Raw genomic sequence first — 23,173 nt, 5'->3', positions numbered from 1 at the left:
TCTCTCAACACAAACGGCTCTTTCTTTACAATTCTATATGACTATGCACGAATCTCGGCATATTTCTCAATGTCGCTATACTCTTTTTCTAGTTCCTCTAAGGAAAGCTCGTATAATTGTCGGTCGAGAACTTTAAACACCCCTGCCCCAATTAACTGATCAATTAACTGCCTTTTACGATTTTCAACAGCAAAACGGAGTTGACTACTCATCTTTTTAAAAAACTCCTTTCTACAATTATTGAAAATGATAATCTTTGTCAATTACCACTTTGATTATAAAAGATGATACTTTATAAGTAAAGTAATTTGATGAAATATTTACCTTACAAACTGTTTGTGGCCACATTATATATATGTATGTTACCAGAGGATGTTTATGACACTTTTTATCATCTTTTTTCTTTCATAATACGCAGTCTGCTTCAATATGACTAAATTTCCCTTCCACTTCCACTTGAATTGTCACATGTTCTACATGAAACTTTTCTTTCAATACATTTGATGCCTGAACTAATACAACTTGTGTATCATCTTCCTTTTCTACAACAAGATGACAAGTTAAAACTTGAAAATCCGATGTCACCGACCATATGTGTAAATCGTGGACCTCTTTTACAATTGCAATGTTTAATAATGTATCTTTCACTTCTTCTATATTAATATGCCCCGGTGTACCTTCCATCAATATATGAACGGTATCACGTGTTACACGCCAGCCACTTATTATGACTAATATGGAAACGAGGATACTGGCAATTGGATCGGCAGCCGTCCATCCAAAAAACTTAATGAGTAATGCAGCTATAATCGCTCCTACTGAACCTAGCAAATCACCTAATACATGTAAAAATGCGCTTCGTACATTTAAATTTTCTTTTACATCTCCGCCTCGCGTTAAAATCCATGCTGATGTAATATTAATAAATAACCCAAGAACAGCGATGAGTAACATCCCATTACTAGCAATCTCTACTGGTTCTTGAAAACGGCGAATTGCTTCGATAAAAATGTATATCGAAATAACGATAAGAACGACACCATTACATAATGCGGCTAACATTTCAATTCGCTTATACCCGTACGTTTTTTCTAAAGTCGTTTTTTTTCTCCAATTTTAAAAGCCAGCAAACTTAAAGCAAGAGATACTGCGTCACTTAGCATATGCCCAGCATCTGATAAAAGTGCTAAACTATTCGTTACAAATCCGCCAATGACCTCGGCAATCATAAATCCCGTCGTTAATATGAATGCTATCATTAATGCTTTTTTATTTTGTGAATGACCATGATGATGTGAATGTCCCATGTAGATCCCCTTCAAAAACAATATCTACATATTATCATGTGACAAACCTTACTAATTTATCCAAGTCTATTCACTTATACCCCTATCTACGATCCACCCCTTCACTTATACCCCTTTCGTTATTCCTACTACTATTTCCTTTTTCTCAATCAAAAATAAGACTACTTCTTTTTCTTTCTCATATTATTTAATACTGTTAAGAAATGAAAAGGAGGCTATAAAATTGAAGCGATTATTCCTTTGTATGGAACGTGAACTTCTTGTCGTGGAAGAAAGAAATGAAGAACTTCAAGTTCAATATCACTTACAAAATATGCAACCTACTTGTATTGCGGTTGACCCATTTCAACCAAATCGTATATATTGTGGAACATTTGGCCGGGGATTATGGCTAAGCGATGATAGGGGCGAGTCTTGGAGACCAATTGGAGATTCTTATCGTTATTTTGACTTTCCTAAAGAAGATGGCATTTTACATTCTGCTATTACTTCTATCTCTATAAGTCCTATTAAACAAGTTAATGGCTATGGTGTTGTTTATGTAGGAACAGAACCTAGTGCTTTGTTTTATTCAGAAAACGGCGGAGAAACATGGAGCGAGTGTAAAAATATGAAATCATTACTTTCCTCATATACATGGGCATTTCCACCACGCCCATTTACACATCATGTTCGCTGGATTACAGTCGATCCAAATAAACAAGATACGCTACATGTATCAATTGAAGCAGGAGCTGTTATCCAAAGTAAAGATAATGGCCAAACATGGGAGGATAAAAAATTCGGTGCTCCTATCGATGCTCACCAACTACTTATGCACCCACTGGCTCCAAATCGTCTTTACGCATCATGTGGCGATGGGTTTATGAGTGGTTCTGAACGTGCATACCTCGAAAGTTATAATAGCGGAAACAGTTGGATTTCTTGTAGCGAGGGCTTAGAACATCACTATTTATATAGTATGGCTATCGATCCAGGTGATTGTGATACGATACTTGTCTCTGCTGCACCAAATGCTGACCTAGCTCACCATCGTATACCTTATGAATCTTATATTTATCGAAAAACAAAAAACACTCCTTTCCAAAAAGTGCAACACGGGCTATCGTCAGCAATCGGAACTGTCATCTCTATGCTTGCAACAAATCCTGCCGAACCTCATACATTTTATACTTTAAATAATAATGGTGTATTTCAATCATTAGATAGCGGGCAGACTTGGGAGCAATTAAACATTCCTTGGAAAGAAGAATATAAAACGCAGCACCCCCACGCCTTATTAGTTACAACTTCTTAATAAAAGAAAAAGGACTGCTTATTTACAAGACAGTCCTTTCCTTTTTTATTTCTTTAAATCAATTATAATATCAGCTAAAACAATATCTCTACTTTTCGGCGCATGTAGACTAAGACTAAAATTCCACTCTCCTTTTATTTCTCTTTGATTTTCTGAAACATTTATACTCTGTATATCCCACTCAATATTTACCGCAAGTTATTTTACTACCAGCAAAATAACTTGCGGTCACTAAACCTACATATTTCCCTTCATCAACTTTAAAAATTTGATTACTTCCTGATACCCCATCCGATTCTTTTATTTTTAGAAAATCAAAAGTGCTAGGATTTTGCCCTAAGTCCTGATTACTTTCTATAGAATAGGTTAATGAAACTGTTTTCTCATCAAAAACCGCATCATTTACCGTAACTTTAATTCCGTTACTTTCTTTTGTCATATTTATTTCCGTGGCATGCTGTTTATAATCATAATGAGGCCCATTTTTTCCATCTGTATTCGTTTTATGATTCTCATAAAGACCTGTTCTGCCATTATCTAAAAATTGAAAAATATCTCCTACTATTGGAAGACTTCCGGCATAAGTAGGAAATCCCAATCCAAGCGTTGCAGCCTTTTTACAAAATTTCTATCGTTTGATTTCATTTCACAATTCCCCTTATTTTTTTGTAAAAGTTCTTATACCTTATATAACGTACAGGATAAATTTTTATCTCATCTTTTATGAATGAATTTAATTAATTGGAATATTATCCCTTCCTCTGTCCTATTGTCTCATACAAATATGGAATCGGAGAAAATTTTCTCAAGTCTACGATTTATTTAATATAGTATACTATTTATGATATTATTTTTTAATTTTGTGTACATTTTATTTCATTAATCTATTGTCATTTTACAATTTAAATTTAGGAGATGAGATGTATATGTGCGGAATTACGGGTTGGGTAGATTGGCAAGAGGATCTTTCAAATCAACATCATGTTTTAAAAGCTATGTCAAAGAGTATTGAGCATCGCGGTCCTGATGCAGAAGGCTTTTGGTTTTCACCGCGAGCTGCATTTGCACATCGTCGTTTAATTGTCATTGATCCAAAAGGTGGGACGCAGCCAAAAACATTTAAAGCGGGTGATTACACCTTCGCCATCACATATAATGGGGAGATTTACAATTTCCGCGAACTGAGAGAAATGCTCCAAAAACGTGGTCATACATTTCAGACACATTCAGATACAGAAGTACTATTGCACGCTTATTTAGAATGGCAGGAAGATTGTGTACAACATTTAAATGGGATCTTCGCATTTGCAATATGGGATGATCACAAACAACAGCTCTTTTTAGCAAGAGATCATTTAGGTGTCAAACCACTCTTTTATACAGAGCATAATCAAAGCATTATTTTTGGTTCTGAAATAAAAGCATTATTCGCTCATCCATCTGTCTCTGCTGAACTTGACACAGATGGTATCAATGAAATATTTGGATTAGGATTGTTTCGGACTCCAGGATGCGGCGTATTTAAACATATTAAAGAAGTACGTGCCGGGCATTATATAACATTCACTCGGGATAAAAAAGAAATGAAAAAATATTGGAAACTTGAAAGTAGACATCATATGGATAATTCAGAGCATACGGCTTCACATATTTTTTCCATCTTACAAGATACAGTAAAAAGACAATTAATTGCTGATGTACCTCTCGTTTGTATGTTATCCGGTGGTCTAGATTCTAGCGGCATTACCGCTCTAGCAGGTATAGAATTTGCTAAACACAACAAAACGCTTCACACCTATTCAATTGATTTTGTAAACAGCGCCAAAGATTTTGAACTAACGTTTGCTCGTACCGGCTTGGATGCTCCTTGGGTAAAACGCGTATCCGAGCATGTTGGAACTGCTCATCACGATATTGTTGTAAATGCAGAAGAATTAGCAAATCATTTATTCGTTCCTCTACATGCAAAGGATTTACCAAGTGCAGGTGAGATGGAAACTTCACTATATTTACTATTTCAAGAAATGAAAAAGGATGCAACTGTTGCTCTCTCTGGCGAATCTGCTGATGAAGTATTTGGTGGATATCCTTGGTTTCATCAAGAGGAGCTTTTATATGTCGATCAATTCCCTTGGCTCACAAATTGGCAACATTCATCCTTCATTTTATTAGACGATGTACGGCAGCAGTGCAATCTCGATTGTTATATCAATAATCGGTTCCAAGAGGCTGTTCTTGAAGTCCCTATCCTTGAAGGGGAAAGTAAAAAAGAAGCAAAACAGCGTCAAATGTTTTATTTATTCTTAACAAGATTTCTGCCATTTTTACTTGATCGAAAAGATCGCATGAGCATGGCTGTTGGTTTTGAAGTTCGTGTACCATTTTGTGATTACCGGCTTGTTGAATACTTATGGAACATACCTTTTGATATGAAAAGTATTGATAATATTGAAAAAGGAATTTTACGCCGAGCATTGCAAGGTGCATTACCTGACGATGTCCGAAACAGAAGAAAAAGTGCCTATCCTACTTCACAAGATCCGCATTATTTACAGTCCATCCGTAATTTGACGCTCGATATGTGCAGCAATAAAAACAATCCCATCTTCTCTCTCATCAATCATTCCATACTGCTTACAATGGCTAATCAAACAAACAAGGAAATCGATGACCTTGGAGCGAGAAGTGTAATGGAATACATGCTACAAATCAATGAATGGTTAAAAACCTATCACATTCATATTCATTAATAATAAAGAGAGCTTAGAATCTATATGTTCTAAGCTCTCTTTATTCGTATATTAGTTTGCACATTCTCTATTTTCTGTATCAATTGACCACCCAATAATAGTCGCACAATCTCTTCCCTTCCATTCAAGCACGTTCGCTAATGCAGACTCAATTTGAAGACAATCTCCTTTATATAGCACTTCAAGTAAGGAGCGATCATCATCAAACGTTTGCTTATCACACTCTAACACACCGTCTGTCGCCAAAACAATATGATTGATTCCCTTCTCTAATCCACGAACCCCAGAAGTGAAACATGGCGTATTAGCAGCAAACACATTTTTTCTTCCAATATACTCATAGAATTTACGTTTATTTAATCTCCCTTTTCCATTCTGTAATTGTTCTGAATGAAATAAATAAGCAAAGCACTCTCCTACTGATAACCAATACAAGAACTCACCTTTTCGTAAACAGATTAAACAAGCTAGTTCTTCATTTTCTTGTTCACTTTTCTCAATAAACGATTCATCTGTAAATAACGCCAATAAATACATATGTGTATGATGAAATGCAAGATGAATTGGGTATGAGAACAATTCCTGTAACTTCTCTTTTCTTTCAGAAATTGCTTCTATTATATAATGTATATTTTTCGTTTTATGATGAGCGTCAAAAATCATAACAAATTCAAATTCTAATTGCGTGTCCCACCAAGCTAGGACTGCATCTCCTCTTTCATACGCATCGCTCTCTTGATTCCCGCCATATATACCAACTGAAAGAGGACCGCATTTTTCAACATGCACTTGGTCTAAATACATCTTTTCATGACTAATCCATTTAAATGTATGCACTTCAATCATCCTCTCTCTTGCTATTTGTATGCCTTTACACTAAGAGTACCGTATATTGCAAGAAAAATAAACTTTTTCAATTTTTCTATGTAAAATAGAAGGAATTTAAATCTTACAAAACGAATATATCGTATTATAAGATATAAAAACTAATGGAGGAACTTAAATATGAAAAGTATTAATGCAAACTGGGAAACCATTTATTATCACTTACGATATGAATATGAAGGCAATCTTTCTCACCAAGCCATCCGAATTCTACAAATCATTTTCCGAGAGACGGAACCTACAATCGGCAAAGTAGCATCTGAATTAGGGTTATCTCATAATACAGCATCCGAACATGTGAAACGACTTATTCAAAAAAGATTCGTTATAAAAGAGCGAAATAAACATGATGAGCGAGTCGTTAATCTTGCATTGACTACAGAAGGTAAAGAAGTGTTAACGAAACATACATTATTAGATGAAGAAAAATTAAAAGTATTAGAATCCCAATTTTCAAAAGAAGAACAACAATTAATCGAAAAGGCCTTTTCATTACTAGCAAAGGAGTCAAAATATGCATTTCCTCGTTAAAGTCATCGTCTCTGCTTTAATTATTGGCGGTGTAACTGAATTTGCGAAGCATTATAGTACGCTTGGCGGTTTCATAGCTGCCCTTCCACTTATTAGTTTGCTCAGCTTGTTTTGGATTTCTGTTGAAGGCGGGAGCAAACAAGAGTTAAGTCAATTTGCTTTAGGAGTATTATATGGATTTCCTGCATCAGCACTCCTATTATTTATTGTTTATATTGGACTAAAAAATTCTTTTTCGCTAAGTACATCTGTACTATTCGGTATCGGTATTTGGTGTATCGCACTTGCTTGTCAAAAAATATTTCAATCCTAGAGGAGAATTACGATGAATCATTTTGTAGAAGTACTCGGAAAGAAGATGGAAGTTTGTATAAAAGGAACTGGTTCTCAAATCGTAGTGATTCAAACCGGAATGGGCTGTTCTTTTTATGATTGGATGCCAATTGCAGAGAAGCTTGCTCTCCATTATAAAGTTATTCTCTTTCATCGCCCCGGTTATGGGAAAAGCGAACTTCGTGACGAGCCGCGTACAACACTACAAGCAGCAAAAGAATTACGCGAATTATTACATGTGCTTACGAGTCGACAACCCATTATTTTAGTTGGGCATTCTTATGGAGGACTATGTGTACAGCAGTTTGCTATGTTGCACTCAGAACAATTAAACGCTGTTGTGCTTGTGGATTCTACTTCTATGGATTTACATCGATTAGGTGATCTTGATTTACCTGTCTCGGATCAAACCGACTCGGATGAAATATGGTTACAAAAATACATTGCCTATTCCAAGATGGATCAAAGCACTCTCTATACAGAATTACAATCTATGTTATCAAACCAATATAGTCATTTAACATCTCATGACCAAAAACAATATATGGATTTCTCTACTTCACCATCATTATATAAAGCGACTGCTTCAGAGCTTTTGAATTGGAAAACCTGTGCAAAGAAAATGAAACAACTTGAAGTAACATTAAAAACTCCATTGATTATCATCGGGAGGGATCCAAATTACTCCATTGAACAAATGGTTGAGAGTGGAATGCCATCTGAAGAAGCAATAAAGCTTGAAAATATGTGGCAAGAACTTATTCAAGAACAACTTATGCTCTCCCAAAATAGCCGGTATATCTTCGCTCAACATGCTAGTCATGGGATTGAACATGATAGACCAGATATTATTATTGATGCAGTTCATTCCATACAAAGAGGCGAAAAAAGTAACATTAGAAACCATGAATATTTCAATTAAATCTAGAAAAAAGGAAGCAGTTCTCACTGCTTCCCCACTCATCTATTCATAATCTTCCTCGTCTTCATCACCATCATAATACGAGTTTCCATTATTCACATATATAGGTCCATTGGCAACATCAACACGAAGTACCCATGCCCAAGGTACAGCTAACCGTTTATGTAACGCGCGCCAAAATTCCATTGATTTTCTTTCATACTCTTGGAATTCCTGGAGTATGTCTTTATAGGAGGAACCGTCTAACTGAACATTTGCTTCTAGCAAACGAGAATAGGCATAGTGCTGTAATTCTAGTTCAGCAGCAACTTCCATCTCTTCTGGCGTTGCCATTCCAATAATTGTTCCGTCAGGTGGTACAATTTCATATACGTTATGAACTTCAACGAGTCCTTCTGGATGATCTACTAACCCCTTCTCTTTTTCAAACATGTAAACAGCCTCCTTTATAACAAAATTTTTATGGTACAAAGGCATATTTCTCTAACAGCCGCTCTCTTTCCTTCTTTTTTGATAAAAAATTACAAAATATTCAACAGATGACCAGATTATTGTGCTGTCTTACTCATTTCCATCTTTTTCGCAGATATAAGCTTTTCTCCAACAAATGATAATTTATATACATCTGGCATCTCTAATTCTTTCCAAAAATCAAAACCGTATTGAGCATCAAAATAATTCATCATTAACACCATAATATTCCCATGCATTCCAATTACGATATTTTCCCCTTTATATCGCGTTAATATATGTTGTATACACTGAATTCCTCTCTTCTGCGCCGTATCATTTGATTCTCCCCCTTCAAAGGAAAAGGTCCAATTCTCCCATACTTTCATCATTGCTTTCTTAAAATCTATTACTGGCTCTTTACTTAATAGTCTTTCCCGTAAATTTTCTTCAATCTGTATTGGTAAGTTAAAGTGTTCGGCAACCCCTTGAACGGTCTGAATGGCTCGTTTATATGGACTAGATAATACAACATCTATTTGTTCCTCTTTTAATAAACCTGTCACAGTTTGTGCATCTTCCCATCCTTTTTCAGATAATGGACGTTCTCTTTCTTCTGGGGTATATGTAGAATGGGCATGGCGGACAAAATATATTTGAGTCATGAAATTCCCTCCTTTTATTTTCTATTTCAATTATTTCGATTCCATCTAGAGCAATTTCTTTCACTAGTTTTCACTGTTCAAAAACAAAAAGTGCCCTACAACACGCATCTTTTGTTTACATAATAAAATTATTTTTCTATATTTTTTTAAAATATCGTTACTGTATAATTTAAATTGTTCGGCTAACCCCCTTTTTAAATAAATAATGCACGATTAAATAGAGAATATAAACAATTACAAATACTCCTACAGCACTGAATATATCTATAGTGAAAGGCATGTAGTCCTTTGTTTGGATAGATATAATATGATGAATTTTATCAGATACTAGAATACTAAAAGGTAGAACAATCAAATAAAACAACGAAATCAGTGGCTTGTAAACATTTAATATCATACGATCTATTTCATCTAGTGAATAATCTAGCAGTTTCAATACATGAATGTCTCTCGTACTATCTTGGAAATTTAAAAGTAAAACAAAGTAAATTAATAAACATCCAAATACAGCACCAAGTACTTGAATAATTACAGCACTAGCACGATTAGAAACCGAATTCTTTTCTAACGTCTTTATTTTATCTTCCTGACCGGTAACTTTTGCATCTAAGTTGTTAGCATTTTGAGGCTTATCCTTAAAAAATATAACATTGTAAGATTCTCCTGGAATACCCAACCATTTTGCAAGTGATTCTTTTTTTGTATAAATCATATTCAGATTACCATTCATGCAAATATCTATTACTTTTTTCTCATACTTTTCAGAATCAAGAACAATTTGAACTGTATCACCTATCTTAATATTATAAATCTCACTTAATGCTTGATTCATGATGATACCGTTCGTTTGTTGTATGTCTATTACTTTATTCTTTTCATCTAATAATTTAAAATGATCAACTTCAGATTTAACTCCTAATATTTTAGTTGAAATTCGTTCATTATCTTTCAGTATCGTCACATTTTTTTCTATTCCCTTTGTAATGTTCTTATCTTCCAAATCTTTTTCTTGAAGCACACGAAAAGAAGCCGAGTACCGGTAATCTACTCCATTCGTTTGTAATTCCAATAGCTTCCCACTAGATTTATATAAAGAATAACTTGTTATAAATAAAACACTTGTTATAAATATAGTAAGAAGCAATAAAAAAACAGAACTCCATCTTCTTACAACAAATCGTAATGACATACCAATATTTCTCGGTAGTTTAACCGTATTTTTCCAGATTACTCTTTCTATCCAACTCTCACTTTCAATTGAAACATTATTTAAGAAGTTTGTTGTTTCTTGTTTTTGAAACCTTATAACAATTACATATGTAAAAAGTAAGACCAGTAATACTGGTAATACCACTCCTATCAATATGGTGATAGGAGCAACACTTTTCTCAAAAGAAGGAAAAAGAAAAGATTGCTTATACAAATTAATCATCACAGTGGAAGCTGGGTACCCTATTATTAAACCTAAAACGGACCCTATAAATGAAATCCATAAAGAAAATGCAAGAAACGCTTTGGAGACATCTCTGTCTGTAAAGCCAAGTGCGTGATAAATACCTATATCCACACGATTCATATCAAAATATTTTTTTAAGAACACGAAGTAAATAAATAGCGTAATGAGTAAAAAGCAAGTTAAAAACACAATCGCTAATATTTTATTGGATTCTAAACTCTTTTCTAATTCGGATTCACTTTTCATATCATATTTATTAGCATAATTTGTAATATCTTTTGAACTCAAAATTCTCTTTTCATTCATAGTAGGATTACTCTTATATTTCGCAGAATAGTAAACTTGTGCTTTTCCTGTTATCTCGTGAATTGTGTCATTTGAGGTTATAAACATTGTTCCCTTTGTTAAGTCTTGTTCCGTATCGTCGTATGGGATGAAAATTTGATAATCCGGTAAATACACTGAAGCAGTAATTTTCAACTTTTCCCCATCAATTTTCACAGTATCACCAATCTTTAGTTTCTTTTGCTCTAAATACTCTGGAAATACTGCAATCTCATATTTATTTTTGGGTAAATTTCCATTCATAACAATTGGAAATTTATTTTTTGAGGGGTATTTATAAAATAATATACACTTCCTTGTTCAGTAATTTTTTTCATTTTCCTTTTCTCTGAATAAAACTGATACTCCTGCTCTAAATTCATTAAAGTATGTTCATTATCACCCTGTAATGAAAACCTAAAGTCTTCTTGGTTCTGATTTTGATAATATGTTCTTACTTTATTAAGGTTATTGTCAATTGAACATCTGACGAAAAAATACATAAAGGAAGTTAAAAATGACAGTAAAAGCAAAATAACAATATATTTTTTATTATGTAATAGTGTTGTTTTCATTTGCTTATTTATATTGTCCAATAATTTTGTCCTCCCTATATCTCAAATTCATTTTATCTGGATCTAAAGGATTTTTATTTTCTAAAACAGAATATATTTCTCCATTATTTACTGTAATAACTTCATCAGCTGTTTTAGCAATTTCAAGATTATGAGTAATAAAAACGATCGTAATATTAAACTTTTTTTTCACATTATGAACTAATTTCACTACGTTTTTACTATTCTCTTCATCCAAGGCTCCTGTTGCCTCATCACAAAATAAAATTTTAGGTTTTTTAATTAATGCTCTTCCTATAGCGACCCTTTGTTGTTCTCCACCAGAGAGTTCCGCTGGAAATTTATCTAATATATGATTAATCTTTAATAAGTTCGCTAATTGATCCAAATTTTTTAAATCTTGATTCTTAAAAGCCCCAATTTCAATATTTTCTCTAGCCGTAAGATAGGAAAGTAGATGATAACTTTGAAAAATTTGTCCAACATGCTCTCTTCTGAAAAGTCGAATTTGATCTTTACTCATGTTTGTAATATCTTTACCGTCTAAAATCACTTCTCCTGAACTTGGTGTTAATAATCCTGACATCACATTAAGCATAGTTGATTTTCCTGAACCACTTGGCCCCACAACCACTGTAAACTGATTCTTTTTTATTGTTATGCTAATATTTTTTAGTACTTTTTGATTATTGAATATTTTTGTTACGTGATTCAACTTTATAATTTGATCTGTCACACTCATACGCTTCTACACTCCATTCAATTATTTAGATTATGTAAAAACACATTTCCGACACTTATGTCGGTTTTGATTTGATAGTATCATATTAAAAATACCCCATCAATACATTTTACATTTTTAGGGAAATTAACTTTTTGAATTATTTTGTTTTTTATTATAGAATTACAAAGACGTACATTCTATATTTCGTATGAATATATGAATTTCAATTTTCTTTCATCGCAATTTTATTCCCTTATAGATATAAAATGTTGATTTTAAGAATCGATATACATTAAAAGTTCAATGCAGGTATAGGAGAAAAAGGTATGACAAAAAACGAAGTTAAAAAATCTGAAATGAAAAAAACACTAATTCTTGAATCAGCAAAAAAGGTTTTTATGAGAAAAGGTTATAACAATGTAACTATGCATGATATCGTTCAAGAAAGTGGAATTTCACGAGGAGGATTATACTATTACTATCAATCGGTTGAGGAAATTTTCCTCAATTTAATAGCATATGTACAACGAGCTGATGACCTTTCTTTACTTCCCTTAAATTCTTCTTCATATTCTTTCGTTGAAATATTTAACATATTTTTGAATGAACAAAAAAAAGAACTACTAGGGCAAGTTCAATCTTTACGTCCCATCATTTATGAGTATTATCTAAGCTTAGACAACACGGAACGTCGCCAAAAACTGAAAAAACATTACCACTATGTATATACTTATCTTAATCAATTTCTTTCTCTAAATGTTCGTAAAAGTTCGCAGGAAATAGAGCAACTAACGAATCACATTATTATTATTTTAGAAGGACTTTTTATACAATCGCTTACTACTACACTTACAGAGGCACAAATTAATTATGAATTTGAAAATTTACGTGTTTTAATTTTTAATAAGAAAAAAGCTTAATGCTTATTTCACTATAGAAAAATTTTATAATGATCCTAAATCTAAATTAACACGAAATTTTCGTTACTAGTTTCGTAATTTTACTAGCTGCTTGCTAGCCCGAAGCAAATAAAGTAGCCCTCATTTAAATGAAAATAAGGGCTGCTTTATTTCACAAGAAGCGATTTCTCCATTTATTAACACAACTATATCAGAATCTGCGTGACGTTTTTTCTCCATAAGACGCTGTGAATTCGGTGGCCCAATCACAACAGGCTCCTCATATTTAACATTGTATCGTATGATAAAAATGAAACTGCTGTGCCTATCTATGTTTTTATATAACAAAAAACATGCTCCAGAATGTCAGCATGTTTTGTGATACACTTCACATTGTTTAATTAAAAAATAAAACCATATTACTTACTGTGATGTAACATTAAATCATCAAATTCTTCTTCAATATGATTTAACTTTGCAATCCCTTCTTTCCATTTATGGATATAACGTGATACTCCAACAACAAATAAAGTGAAAATAGTAGAAAGAATAATGCCATATACAATCGTTACAGTATGCATAAATTACACTTCCTTGTAATAGGTTATGTACTTATTATATTCCTTTTTTTGATGAAATGGTGCGAATTCAAGTTTTTGTAACAAAATTGTTTTTTCTAATTATACAAAAAATATTACCATTAATAGGAGAAACCATAGGAAATTAAGGTTTCCCCCATATTTGAAATGTTATTCTACACCAACAGAAATCGTTTCTGGTAATGTACTTCCACCATCAATTACAATGTGTGTGCCTGTTATGTAACTTGATTCGTCAGATGCAAGAAAAGCAGCTAATTGCCCAACTTCTTCAATCTTTCCTAAACGTCCTAGTGGAACGCCTGAAGCGATTCCATCAATAACATGATTCGGTTCATTTGGATCAGATTCATTTGCAATTTGCTCTGCCATTGGCGTCATAATATAACCTGGACAAATTGCATTCACCGTAATATGGTGCTTCGCTACTTCACGAGCTAACGCTTTTGTAAATCCCCAAATTGCTGCTTTTGTCGTTGCATAGGCTGTTTCTCCTTCATCTGCAACTAGCGTTCCTGTTACAGAAGACATATTCACGATTTTCCCATAATTTCTCTCAATCATGTATGGCAAGACAGCTTTAGAAAAGTTCCACACACCATTAATATTCACTTGAAATTGAAAATCACGCATCTCATCTGACATATCTAAAAAATTAGCGAGTCGGATAACCCCTGCGTTATTCACTAATATATCAATTTTCCCATACTTTTCGTATGCATCTTTTGCGATTTCTTTTACAGCTGTAAAATCTGTTACATCTATTTGGTAACTAGCTGCTTCTAGCCCCTTACTTATAATTTCTTTTGCCGTCTCATGAACCTTGTCTGAAATATCAACAAGTAATACTTTTGCTCCTAACTCTGCAAACACATGTGCAATTCCCGCGCCATTTCCCATTGCGGCACCAGTAACAAAAGCTACTTTTCCATCTAATTTTCCCATTTCATAGCCCCCTTATGATTTGTAGAAAAGTTTCTCAACAACCTCATCATACCAAATATTACCTGATATTCTTGAAATTGTTCCATTTGTCAAAAAACGTTCAAAAAGAAAAGCCGTCGTAACAAACGACAGCTCATACATAGCTTTTAAATTATTATTCTATTGATTTTTCTTCGCTTCTATTTTTTCTTTTGCATTTTCAGCCTTATCCAATGCTTCTCCAACTTTTTTCTGTTTTTCCCTTGCTTCATCAATATTATCTACAGCTTTGATTACTTTATCAATACCTTCTTCATCCACTTTTCTTTGCTTCGCAACTCTTTCCTTTTCTTTTTCTTCAATGTCCTTTGCCTTCTGAAGCATATTTTCTGCATTTGATTTTACAGCTTTCTCGAGGATAGCATCCTTTTTCGCTTGCAACACTTGATTTGCATCATCTTTTGCCTCTAAATATTTACCATCTTTTAACGCCGATGCACCGTGATCCATCAGCTTAGCAACGTCCTTATAGGATTTTGTCTCTTCCGTAAATTTTTCCTCTTCAGCCTTTTCAAACCACATAACTGCATCGCTATATTTTTCATCTTGTAATGATTGCATGCCTGTTTCAATATACGTATCGTAGTTACTACAGCCAGTCATTAGAAAAAATAAACAAAACATAACAAAACTTATTTTTCTCATACTGTTTTTCTCCTCTTTCTTTGTTACACACTTTATTAAATGTATCATAACTAAAACATACTTTCAAAAAGAAAAAATCATCCAGTAAATATAACCGAATGATTTTTTTACATATAAATAATGAAATTACAAGTTCCCTTTCATATTATCTCTTAAAACAATGATTAATTCGATAATTTAAGCCGATACATCTACTTGTTTTTTCATTCTAGACTGCTTCATTCCTACAAGAACTACTAAAAATAGCCCACTTCCCAATATTAACATTACGATACTCGTTGGGAGCATATCCAATAAAAAACCAAACAAAATCATACCAAGCGGGGCAATTGCAGTAGCAATTGTTTCAAGTAGCCCAAAAACACGACCTAAGTATCCTGGATCTGTTGTTTTTTGAATATGTACTTGCATTGGAATATTTACTGCCATCATTGAAATACCACTAAGAAGCATAAAAACAATGTAATAAATAAAACTTGCTGCCTTTGGAATCTCAACGATTAATGGAAAGACAGTAAATAAACTTAAACTTGCAAACAAAAACAAGCTAATATAAATAGATCGAAACGGGTTATTTACTTCCTTACGAACAGATAAAACAATTGCACCAATTAACATTCCAACCGCTAACATACCTTCTACAGTGCCGAGTTGCTTAGAAGTTAAATGCAAGCTTTGCACAATAATATAGGGAAGCGCAACAAAAAGTGCACTAGAAAAAAAGTTTACCCAAAGAGCGACCTTCATAAGTCCATATATTTCATGCTGCTGTTTCACATATAACAATCCTTCTTTTATACTCGCAAAAAAATCTCCTTTCTCCTCTTCCACTTCTTTTTTATACAAATCAAATACGATAAATAATTGTACAATAGCAGCTAAAAAAAATGTAATTCCATTTAAAAGAAAAAAGGATGTAATAGAAAATAATCCAAATATTATCCCACCAATTATTGGTGCCAAAATTCTTGATAATGAATCAGCTGTCTGATTTAAAGCACTCGCTTTTTGAATACGTCCTACATCTACTAAACTTGGAATAGAGGAAGTAAATGATACAGAATAAAAACTTGCATAAATAGATAATAATGCTGCCGAAATATAAATGAATAGAAGCGATGCTCCAAATACAGTAGAAAGAATAAACATTGTAATCATTGTTAAACTACTTAACAAGTCCATACCAATAATAAGCCACCGCCGATTCACACGATCCGCTACCGCTCCAGCAATTGGACCACATACCACCCTCGGAACAGAACCACAAATAAGTGTAATTGCAAATCCAACTCCTGACCCTGTTGTTTTTAAAACATATAACCCCATTGCAAACGTATAAATACCTGCTCCTAATAAAGAACTCATTTTTCCAATCATCATCAAAATGATATTTCTTGTTGCGACTTTCATTCTTGAATCATTTTGACTTATGCTTGCATCTGCCATTATGCCACTCTCCCCTTAAAAGTTAAATTGTGTTAAACTTATTATATAATTACTTTTCAAATTTTGACAACAAAAAGTTTAATTGTATTTAACTTTTTGTGATAAAGGAGCAACTACATGGCTACTCTTGGTGAAAAAATTAAAGCATTGCGAAAAGAAAAACGTCTGACACAAACGGAATTAGCTGGCTCAGAATTGACGAAAAGCATGCTGAGTCAAATTGAAAATGGGAAAGCAACGCCTTCCATGAAGACATTACAATATCTTGCTAGTAAGCTTGAATGTGAAGCAAGTTTTTTACTTGAGGAAGACAATGAAGAAGTAACAAAGCTGATTCCCAAAATGGAACAAGCTATAAAAAACAATCAATTTGAAGAAGTGTTTCATATACTACTGCCCATTGTTCAAAAAGAGTTGCCACCTACTTTAAGTACAGCTCGTTTATATAAACAATTTATAAGCGTTGCATTTCATATGAAAGATTACAATATTCATTCCTATATTGAAAAAGCCGTAGAAATTTTTCAAAAGTATACTTTATATCGTGAGAGTACACAAACGAGTTTAAAGCTTTGTTATTTATTATTTGTTCAGAAAAAATACAAAGAATGCCTCAAACTTCTTACCTCTATTCGCAAGGAATATGAAGAAAAACAATTAGAAATGGATTTGATTATACAAATAGAACTTTTCTTATGTGAAGCAGTAGTTTTACTCGCATACGGTAATTATGAGGGATGCGAAAAAATCATCTTACAAGCCCTTGATTTCTCAAAAGAAAATCAAGTGTATTATAAAACAGACGAATTTTATCGAATTCTCTCTTATCAAAATGTACTAGTAGCCGATAAAGAGAAATATTTACACTATATAAAAAAATCCGAGCAATTCGCTATTTTTACGGAAAACACTTTATCCCTTGCGATTGTAGACATATTAAAAGCTTATTACTATAACACAATTACAAATGAATACACATTAGCCCTAGAACATCTGGAAATGTTCAGAAAAAAACTCAAAGATGAACAACTGTTCCGAGAAGATGGGGCATACTACGTTGAAAAGGGAAAATCTTTATATGGTCTCAAACGATACGAAGAAGCATTAAAAGCATTAGAACAAGCAACAATTCCAGATTATATGTTCCATCCACTAGATCAAGCATGGATCATAACCGGAGGAGCTTATCGTGCCCTTTGTTACATGGAGCTCCAAAATAATCAAAAAGCACTTCAAGAAGCAACAGAAGCCTTTCATGCGATACAAGAGTTCCCTGATTCGACATTTACTGCGTTTATTAAAGAAACATTACAAATAATACGAAAACTTTAAACTTATCTCAAAATGGTATATTATTCCTCCTATTTAGCAAAAATAATAAAGATGGGAGGAATGTAAGAATGAATGTACAACGTGCAAAAGAGCTTTCCGAGTCATCAGAACAAGCACATGTTAGTTTTCAAGGTATGCCTGTTATGATTCAACATGTTGATGAAAGTAACGAAACTGCCCGCATATATGATGCAACGAATCCAGATCGCGAATTAACCGTTCCAGTTAATAGCCTAGAAGAAATATAAGAGACCCCACTTCAGTTTTATTTGAAGTGGGATTTTTCTTTTGTACCGTATGAAATGAAGGGCTACTAATTTGTCTTTCCAAATCTTTTTACCATCACTGCACAAACAGCATAAATCCTCATTTTTTTAATACACATCTAATACGGTACGTGATATTTCAAAAAAACATTTTCATACCCAAAAAACACACGATTTAATCTTTATGATATGATACAATCCATAAGTATATTTGGAGGGATACGATGAAGGATACAAAGAAAAGTAATAACTCTTATTATGCAGTCATATTCACTTCCCAGCTTTCACAAGAAACGGCTGATTATAGCGATGTAGCTGAGGAAATGGAGAAGCTCGCTAAAGAACAACCTGGGTTTATAGACGTTGAAAGCATACGGGATACATCTGGCTTTGGGATTACAATTTCATATTGGGAGTCACTTGAAGCAATTAAACAATGGAGAGAAAATGCAGCACATACTATAGCAAGACAAAGAGGTCGTGAACAATGGTATGAACAGTTCCATATGCGGATTTGCCGTGTTGAAAAAGAATACGATTTTCATAGGAAAGGGGTGTAATTTATGAATCAAAAAGTGGCTCTTATTGTTGTACATGAAATATATGGCGTAAATGAACATATGCAGAATATAGTATCACGTTTTTCTTCAACATCGGTTGATGTATTCTGCCCGAATCTTTTACAACTAGATTCTCCTTTTCATTATGATGAACAAAAAGCTTATTCCCATTTTATGAAAAACGTTGGATTTCAACATGGAAAAGAGAAAATTGAAGAAATGATTCAAACACTTTCAAAAGACTATCTACACATAGGTCTCATAGGTTTTAGTGTTGGAGCAACCATCTCTTGGCTATGCAGTAACCATCCAAAAGTTCATTTTATTATTGGCTGCTACGGCTCTCGAATACGAGACTATTCTTATATTACTCCTACATGTCCTACTCTTTTAATTTTTCCAGAAATAGAATGGAACTGTTCAGTTTCTTCTCTTATTACAACATTGCAAGAACAAAACAACCCATTTCTACATATAAAACAGCTTCCAGGAGATCATGGATTTCTAGATCCTTATACTGTAAAATATAACGAAGAATCTGCAAAACAAGCATATGAAATGATAAATTCCTTTCTTCCAAAAACTATAACAAAACAAATGTATTAAAGGAGTTTTTGTATGTCATTTACACTACTATTACTTACTTTCGTTTTTCTAATCACTCTCATAACATTGGCTTTGATTTTTATCACTCTTAAAAATCAAAAATATTTAAACCGTCCTTATCGACATTCTCTTATCGTTATAACTTTATTTCTTGGACATTGGATCTTAGTTTTGACTAGCTTCTACGCATTACTTCCTGACTATATAAGCGATTTTATTTTTCTACCTATCTGGTATTTTCTTTGTATTTTAGGATTTATGGTTTTCATAAAAGAATGGAAAAATAACCGAATCATCTCTGTATCCGTCGGCGCTTTCTCTTGTATTAGTCTACTCTTTGGTATACTATTACAAGGAATTTCTAAAATGTAAGTTTGTGTTACAGGAGCTGAACTTTTGGAATCAGCTCCTTGTTTACAGAACAGTCCATGTGTTTTACTTAAAAATTACTATGTTCCATCCAAATAGGAATAAATAGATATAGTGCATACGCAATAACCATCCAAATTGTGAAAGATAAAATTTGCTGTGATGAAAGTGCTGAAAAAATGCTAGAAGAATAATAGAGAAGGAAAGTATCTAAAAACAGTCCGATTCCGGTGCCGAAAATCCCTAATTTTATGAGGGCATATCGCGATGAATCTATTTTTTGATACAACCACATTACGATGTATAAAGATAATGCTGTACCGATTTCTAGAAAAAGGAGCCTATTCATAAATGAAGGTGCGGATATTTCTACTAAAACAGCCGCTCCAAATACATAAAAAAATATTGACGCCGCAAACCAAATACCTACAGAAAACAAAATAGTCATCCACAATTTATTCTTCACTATTTTCTTTCCCTTCCTGCAAAGAAACTGCCTTTTCTATAAACATCTCCAATCCATCATACGTTTCTTCCATATTAAACGCTGGATTCAATAATACTTGCAATGCCAATCCATCAATTAATGCATTACACATAACACTCCAAGTTTCATTTGAAATTCCTTCAATCAGTGATGTTTCTCCCCATATTTGCGCTAGTCCCTTTTGTAATTCTTGATTTTCATAATTTAGCAATTCACCAAGTCTTTCTTTTATCGTTTCGTTTTGCAATCCACTGGCTACTAATTGAAAAAACAAATGATGGTACATAGAATCTTGTTTGCATCTACTTTTAGCGGAATGTAACACTTTTTCTATCGAAAAACCCGTTTCAACCTGTGACCACGATGACTTGCAAAATGACTCCGTTACTTCAAGTAATAGTTGCTCCTTCGTTTTAAAATGATAATATACAGTCCCTTGTGTAACATGGGCTCTTTCTGCAACTGCTTTTAACGTTAGCTTTTCCATACCTTGTTCAGCAATCATCTCTTTTGCTGATCGTAGCAATTGTTGCTTATTTACAACATTCGGCTTTGCCATTTTATCCCCTCCTATAATTAAGTTAGTTAGATAACTAACTTAATTATACAGAAAAATCAAACAAATAAAAAGAGGAAGAAAAGCCTAAAATCAACTTCTCTTTCCTCTCGTTTTTTTATGGGATTGCATTGTCATGGAATCACAAGGTGTGTAATATATTTGCGGAGTTGCTTTATTAACAAGCATTGTAAAGGTAAGTAGACCAATAATAAAGAAGATAAATAACGTAAACAGAACAACACCTATTGTTAAAATGAGCATAACACCACCCCTTTTAAAATCAAGATATTACACTTTTCGATATAATATGAGCGAAATCCTTGTTATATGAACAAACGTAACAAAATAATCACAATCACCCCAGTTAACACGGTTCCTAATAAACTCCTTGTATAGATAGCTACAAAAAATGTTGGAATTGCAGCAAGTAAATAATCCCATTGCATAGCTTTATTCATAAAAAGCACTTCAGCAAGAAGCGCTGCAAGTATTGCAATTGGTATATAACTTAACCATTTTAGTCCCCAATCTGGAATTTGTATTTTACTAAATACAATGAGCGGTAATAAACGAGGAATTAAAGTAACTACCCCCGCTCCAATTAAGAGTAATAACACATCTAATCTTACTTCCATTTTTCAATCACCACCCCGATTGTTGCTGCTGTAAGTGTTGCAATTATTACTGCAACGCTTGCTGGAACGAAGAAATGTATGCTATATACAATTACCATTGCTGCAATCGCAACACTAAGATGAATTGCTAATTTTGGATGACTACTCATTAATTGCAGCACAAATAATCCAATAAACATAGCTGGTAATGCATAATCCATACCATACGTATGAGGATTTGGTATCCACTCACCAAAAATACCACCTATGACATTCGCAATGATCCAGTTTAAGTATGCTGTCACATTTAAACCAAGCATCCAGCTCTCACTTAAATACTTCTTTTTTGAAGCTTGCTGAACCGCAAGACCAAATGTTTCATCTGTAATTTGCGAGCCAATGATCATATTTTTCAAGAAAGGGACTTTCATTAAATACGGTGCGAGCGCAGCACTCATTAACAGATGACGTAAATTCACAAAAAATACAGTGAAAATAATTGCAGAAGTAGGTGCTCCAGCTGCAAACATACCAGCGAGTATGAATTGTGAGGAACCAGCATAAATCAAAGTAGACATTAATGCTATTTCTGCTAATGAAAATCCCGCTGTTTTTTCAATTACACCAGCTGCGATACCAATACTTAAATACCCTAGTACAGTTGGTAAACAGTCTTTCACTCCTTGCTGAAATGTTTCATTCCCATGCATCGTCATCTGTGCTTCAGCCCTGGCCATCACTCTTCCCCCTTCGTTTCTTGCATCAAGCGTTTCCCCGTTACAACGTGAACTAAATCTGCATTACCACGCCATAATGCATCTAATTTATCAGGACCAAATTCCTTTGTAATTTCTTCAACCATGATATCATGACGAATATATTCTGTGGCGACAAGCACTAATGCTGGATCATATGTTGTAACAGCCCATGATGTACTATGTTCTGAAAAATTAGCAATAAGTACCTCTTTCCCATCTCGTGCAACAACTGTTAACTGTCCACCCATCCGCTCTTTCACAACATCCGGGGTCATATAATTATGATGAAAAGTTGTGCCAATTTTCATTTGAGGTGCCCCAAAAAGTATTGAAAAAACATGTACACCAGCCTGTTCTATTTTGTGAATAAGAGACTCTAGCTCAGTTACCTGCTGTTCCCATACAGAAATCCATAACTCTTCTTCTGCACGCTCAATCATGTTACTTATTTCCTTTAAAATTTGTTCATCCGTACGAATATGAGAGATTACATCTACTTGGCGCTCTTGCTCCAAACAATTTAATTTTTGATCAAGAAAATCAAATGATTTTTCAAAATCCTTTCTCATGCGGTTCATTAATTCAGTTGCCGATACAGGGACATATTTAACTGGTTCTGAAGGTACTAAATGAGCTGCACCTTTATCCATTAATTTACCGAGTACTTCATAAATCATAGAACGCGGTACTCCTGTTTGCTTACTAATTTCATATCCCGTTGCCGGATAATGCTTTAATAAACCGATGTATGCTTTGCATTCATATTGCGAAAATCCTAACTTTTGCAATTCTTTCATGACTTCATCCACTGTAATCCCTCATTTCAATTT

At 33.6% G+C, this 23,173-nt stretch carries 28 protein-coding genes and 2 pseudogenes; 11 read left to right on the top strand and 19 right to left on the bottom strand.

From position 1 onward, the window contains the following. Positions 1 to 41: 41 nt before the first annotated feature. Together fbpA and KFD70_RS02270 are read right to left on the bottom strand one after the other, a co-directional pair. Entirely contained in the window at positions 42 to 212 is a 171-nt protein-coding gene (fbpA, locus tag KFD70_RS02275) for a Fur-regulated basic protein FbpA (protein WP_336451885.1), read from the bottom strand. Between the two features lie 193 nt (positions 213 to 405). Beyond that, positions 406 to 1,307, bottom strand: a pseudogene (locus KFD70_RS02270) (cation diffusion facilitator family transporter). A gap of 223 nt (positions 1,308 to 1,530) precedes the next feature. Between KFD70_RS02270 and KFD70_RS02265 the strand changes: the two are divergent. Further along, positions 1,531 to 2,604, top strand: a complete 1,074-nt coding sequence (locus tag KFD70_RS02265) for a WD40/YVTN/BNR-like repeat-containing protein (protein ID WP_336451884.1) — start codon at positions 1,531 to 1,533, stop codon at positions 2,602 to 2,604. Between the two features lie 271 nt (positions 2,605 to 2,875). Here the strand turns inward: KFD70_RS02265 and KFD70_RS02260 are convergent. Further along, positions 2,876 to 3,214 (bottom strand): annotated as a pseudogene (locus KFD70_RS02260) (DUF4179 domain-containing protein); the annotation flags it as partial. Positions 3,215 to 3,530: 316 nt separating this feature from the next. Between KFD70_RS02260 and asnB the strand changes: the two are divergent. Then, the gene (asnB, locus tag KFD70_RS02255) at positions 3,531 to 5,354 is read left to right on the top strand and encodes an asparagine synthase (glutamine-hydrolyzing) (protein WP_431612884.1); all 1,824 of its coding nucleotides are present in this window, start codon (positions 3,531 to 3,533) and stop codon (positions 5,352 to 5,354) included. A gap of 51 nt (positions 5,355 to 5,405) precedes the next feature. On the opposite strand, the gene KFD70_RS02250 is transcribed toward asnB, so the two are convergent. Then, positions 5,406 to 6,200, bottom strand: coding sequence for a PP2C family serine/threonine-protein phosphatase (locus KFD70_RS02250; RefSeq protein WP_336451881.1), 795 nt, complete (start codon positions 6,198 to 6,200; stop codon positions 5,406 to 5,408). 159 nt (positions 6,201 to 6,359) lie between these two features. Between KFD70_RS02250 and KFD70_RS02245 the strand changes: the two genes are divergently transcribed. The 3 genes from KFD70_RS02245 to KFD70_RS02235 are packed head-to-tail and all read left to right on the top strand — an operon-like array spanning position 6,360 to position 8,025. Beyond that, positions 6,360 to 6,770, top strand: a complete 411-nt coding sequence (locus KFD70_RS02245; protein WP_336451880.1) for a MarR family winged helix-turn-helix transcriptional regulator — start codon at positions 6,360 to 6,362, stop codon at positions 6,768 to 6,770. Continuing rightward, complete coding sequence (locus KFD70_RS02240) at positions 6,754 to 7,083, top strand: DUF3147 family protein (protein ID WP_336451879.1); 330 nt, start codon at positions 6,754 to 6,756, stop codon at positions 7,081 to 7,083. Before KFD70_RS02245 ends, KFD70_RS02240 begins: the two co-directional genes overlap by 17 nt. A gap of 12 nt (positions 7,084 to 7,095) precedes the next feature. Then, complete coding sequence (locus KFD70_RS02235) at positions 7,096 to 8,025, top strand: alpha/beta hydrolase (RefSeq protein WP_336451878.1); 930 nt, start codon at positions 7,096 to 7,098, stop codon at positions 8,023 to 8,025. Positions 8,026 to 8,067: 42 nt separating this feature from the next. Here the strand turns inward: KFD70_RS02235 and KFD70_RS02230 are convergent, their stop codons facing one another. The 4 genes from KFD70_RS02230 to KFD70_RS02215 all read right to left on the bottom strand — a co-directional run bounded on the left by KFD70_RS02230 (position 8,068) and on the right by KFD70_RS02215 (position 12,237). Then, on the bottom strand, positions 8,068 to 8,457 hold the full coding sequence (locus tag KFD70_RS02230) for a hypothetical protein (RefSeq protein WP_336451877.1): 390 nt from the start codon (positions 8,455 to 8,457) through the stop codon (positions 8,068 to 8,070). Positions 8,458 to 8,573: 116 nt separating this feature from the next. Further along, complete coding sequence (locus tag KFD70_RS02225; RefSeq protein ID WP_336451876.1) at positions 8,574 to 9,140, bottom strand: histidine phosphatase family protein; 567 nt, start codon at positions 9,138 to 9,140, stop codon at positions 8,574 to 8,576. Between the two features lie 169 nt (positions 9,141 to 9,309). Next, positions 9,310 to 11,184 (bottom strand): ABC transporter permease, encoded by a 1,875-nt coding sequence (locus tag KFD70_RS02220; protein ID WP_336451875.1) that lies wholly within the window; start codon positions 11,182 to 11,184, stop codon positions 9,310 to 9,312. 315 nt (positions 11,185 to 11,499) lie between these two features. Beyond that, the gene (locus tag KFD70_RS02215; RefSeq protein ID WP_336451874.1) at positions 11,500 to 12,237 is read right to left on the bottom strand and encodes an ABC transporter ATP-binding protein; all 738 of its coding nucleotides are present in this window, start codon (positions 12,235 to 12,237) and stop codon (positions 11,500 to 11,502) included. A gap of 308 nt (positions 12,238 to 12,545) precedes the next feature. On the opposite strand from KFD70_RS02215, the gene KFD70_RS02210 reads away from it, so the two are divergent. Then, positions 12,546 to 13,139, top strand: coding sequence for a TetR/AcrR family transcriptional regulator (locus KFD70_RS02210; RefSeq protein ID WP_336451873.1), 594 nt, complete (start codon positions 12,546 to 12,548; stop codon positions 13,137 to 13,139). A gap of 120 nt (positions 13,140 to 13,259) precedes the next feature. On the opposite strand, the gene KFD70_RS02205 is transcribed toward KFD70_RS02210, so the two are convergent. The 5 genes from KFD70_RS02205 to KFD70_RS02185 form a co-directional block, all read right to left on the bottom strand. Next, positions 13,260 to 13,388 (bottom strand): hypothetical protein, encoded by a 129-nt coding sequence (locus KFD70_RS02205; RefSeq protein WP_336451872.1) that lies wholly within the window; start codon positions 13,386 to 13,388, stop codon positions 13,260 to 13,262. A gap of 149 nt (positions 13,389 to 13,537) precedes the next feature. After that, positions 13,538 to 13,699, bottom strand: coding sequence for a peptidase (locus KFD70_RS02200; protein WP_241815458.1), 162 nt, complete (start codon positions 13,697 to 13,699; stop codon positions 13,538 to 13,540). A 168-nt stretch (positions 13,700 to 13,867) separates the two neighbouring features. Next, entirely contained in the window at positions 13,868 to 14,662 is a 795-nt protein-coding gene (ucpA, locus tag KFD70_RS02195) for an SDR family oxidoreductase UcpA (protein ID WP_336451871.1), read from the bottom strand. A gap of 159 nt (positions 14,663 to 14,821) precedes the next feature. Beyond that, the gene (locus tag KFD70_RS02190) at positions 14,822 to 15,346 is read right to left on the bottom strand and encodes a hypothetical protein (protein WP_336451870.1); all 525 of its coding nucleotides are present in this window, start codon (positions 15,344 to 15,346) and stop codon (positions 14,822 to 14,824) included. Between the two features lie 177 nt (positions 15,347 to 15,523). Further along, the gene (locus tag KFD70_RS02185; protein ID WP_336451869.1) at positions 15,524 to 16,792 is read right to left on the bottom strand and encodes an MFS transporter; all 1,269 of its coding nucleotides are present in this window, start codon (positions 16,790 to 16,792) and stop codon (positions 15,524 to 15,526) included. A 117-nt stretch (positions 16,793 to 16,909) separates the two neighbouring features. Between KFD70_RS02185 and KFD70_RS02180 the strand changes: the two genes are divergently transcribed. The 5 genes from KFD70_RS02180 to KFD70_RS02160 all read left to right on the top strand — a co-directional run bounded on the left by KFD70_RS02180 (position 16,910) and on the right by KFD70_RS02160 (position 19,928). Then, entirely contained in the window at positions 16,910 to 18,124 is a 1,215-nt protein-coding gene (locus tag KFD70_RS02180) for a helix-turn-helix domain-containing protein (RefSeq protein ID WP_336451868.1), read from the top strand. Between the two features lie 68 nt (positions 18,125 to 18,192). Next, positions 18,193 to 18,372 carry an H-type small acid-soluble spore protein gene (locus KFD70_RS02175; protein WP_006094378.1) on the top strand — a complete coding sequence of 60 codons (180 nt, stop codon included), beginning with the start codon at positions 18,193 to 18,195 and terminating at the stop codon, positions 18,370 to 18,372. 242 nt (positions 18,373 to 18,614) lie between these two features. After that, on the top strand, positions 18,615 to 18,950 hold the full coding sequence (locus KFD70_RS02170; RefSeq protein WP_336451867.1) for an antibiotic biosynthesis monooxygenase family protein: 336 nt from the start codon (positions 18,615 to 18,617) through the stop codon (positions 18,948 to 18,950). Between the two features lie 3 nt (positions 18,951 to 18,953). Then, the gene (locus KFD70_RS02165) at positions 18,954 to 19,556 is read left to right on the top strand and encodes a dienelactone hydrolase family protein (protein WP_336451866.1); all 603 of its coding nucleotides are present in this window, start codon (positions 18,954 to 18,956) and stop codon (positions 19,554 to 19,556) included. Positions 19,557 to 19,568: 12 nt separating this feature from the next. Continuing rightward, the gene (locus KFD70_RS02160; protein WP_336451865.1) at positions 19,569 to 19,928 is read left to right on the top strand and encodes a hypothetical protein; all 360 of its coding nucleotides are present in this window, start codon (positions 19,569 to 19,571) and stop codon (positions 19,926 to 19,928) included. Positions 19,929 to 19,995: 67 nt separating this feature from the next. Here KFD70_RS02160 and KFD70_RS02155 read toward each other — a convergent pair whose 3' ends face one another. From KFD70_RS02155 to KFD70_RS02130, 6 genes are all read right to left on the bottom strand, one after another. After that, positions 19,996 to 20,391 carry a hypothetical protein gene (locus tag KFD70_RS02155; protein WP_336451864.1) on the bottom strand — a complete coding sequence of 132 codons (396 nt, stop codon included), beginning with the start codon at positions 20,389 to 20,391 and terminating at the stop codon, positions 19,996 to 19,998. After that, the gene (locus KFD70_RS02150) at positions 20,381 to 20,971 is read right to left on the bottom strand and encodes a TetR/AcrR family transcriptional regulator (RefSeq protein WP_336451863.1); all 591 of its coding nucleotides are present in this window, start codon (positions 20,969 to 20,971) and stop codon (positions 20,381 to 20,383) included. The genes KFD70_RS02155 and KFD70_RS02150 overlap by 11 nt, the downstream gene beginning before the upstream one ends. A 90-nt stretch (positions 20,972 to 21,061) precedes the next feature. Further along, on the bottom strand, positions 21,062 to 21,232 hold the full coding sequence (locus KFD70_RS02145) for a DUF3951 domain-containing protein (RefSeq protein ID WP_336451862.1): 171 nt from the start codon (positions 21,230 to 21,232) through the stop codon (positions 21,062 to 21,064). Positions 21,233 to 21,294: 62 nt separating this feature from the next. Next, complete coding sequence (locus KFD70_RS02140) at positions 21,295 to 21,606, bottom strand: AzlD domain-containing protein (RefSeq protein WP_336451861.1); 312 nt, start codon at positions 21,604 to 21,606, stop codon at positions 21,295 to 21,297. Beyond that, on the bottom strand, positions 21,597 to 22,322 hold the full coding sequence (locus KFD70_RS02135; RefSeq protein WP_336451860.1) for an AzlC family ABC transporter permease: 726 nt from the start codon (positions 22,320 to 22,322) through the stop codon (positions 21,597 to 21,599). The genes KFD70_RS02140 and KFD70_RS02135 overlap by 10 nt, the downstream gene beginning before the upstream one ends. Further along, positions 22,322 to 23,152 (bottom strand): TrmB family transcriptional regulator, encoded by an 831-nt coding sequence (locus KFD70_RS02130; protein ID WP_336451859.1) that lies wholly within the window; start codon positions 23,150 to 23,152, stop codon positions 22,322 to 22,324. The genes KFD70_RS02135 and KFD70_RS02130 overlap by 1 nt, the downstream gene beginning before the upstream one ends. Positions 23,153 to 23,173 lie beyond the last annotated feature (21 nt).

It is taken from the genome of Bacillus pfraonensis, from assembly GCF_050768835.1.
In the GTDB taxonomy this organism is placed as follows: domain Bacteria; phylum Bacillota; class Bacilli; order Bacillales; family Bacillaceae_G; genus Bacillus_A; species Bacillus_A pfraonensis.
This window is presented reverse-complemented; position numbering and strand designations above follow the sequence as displayed.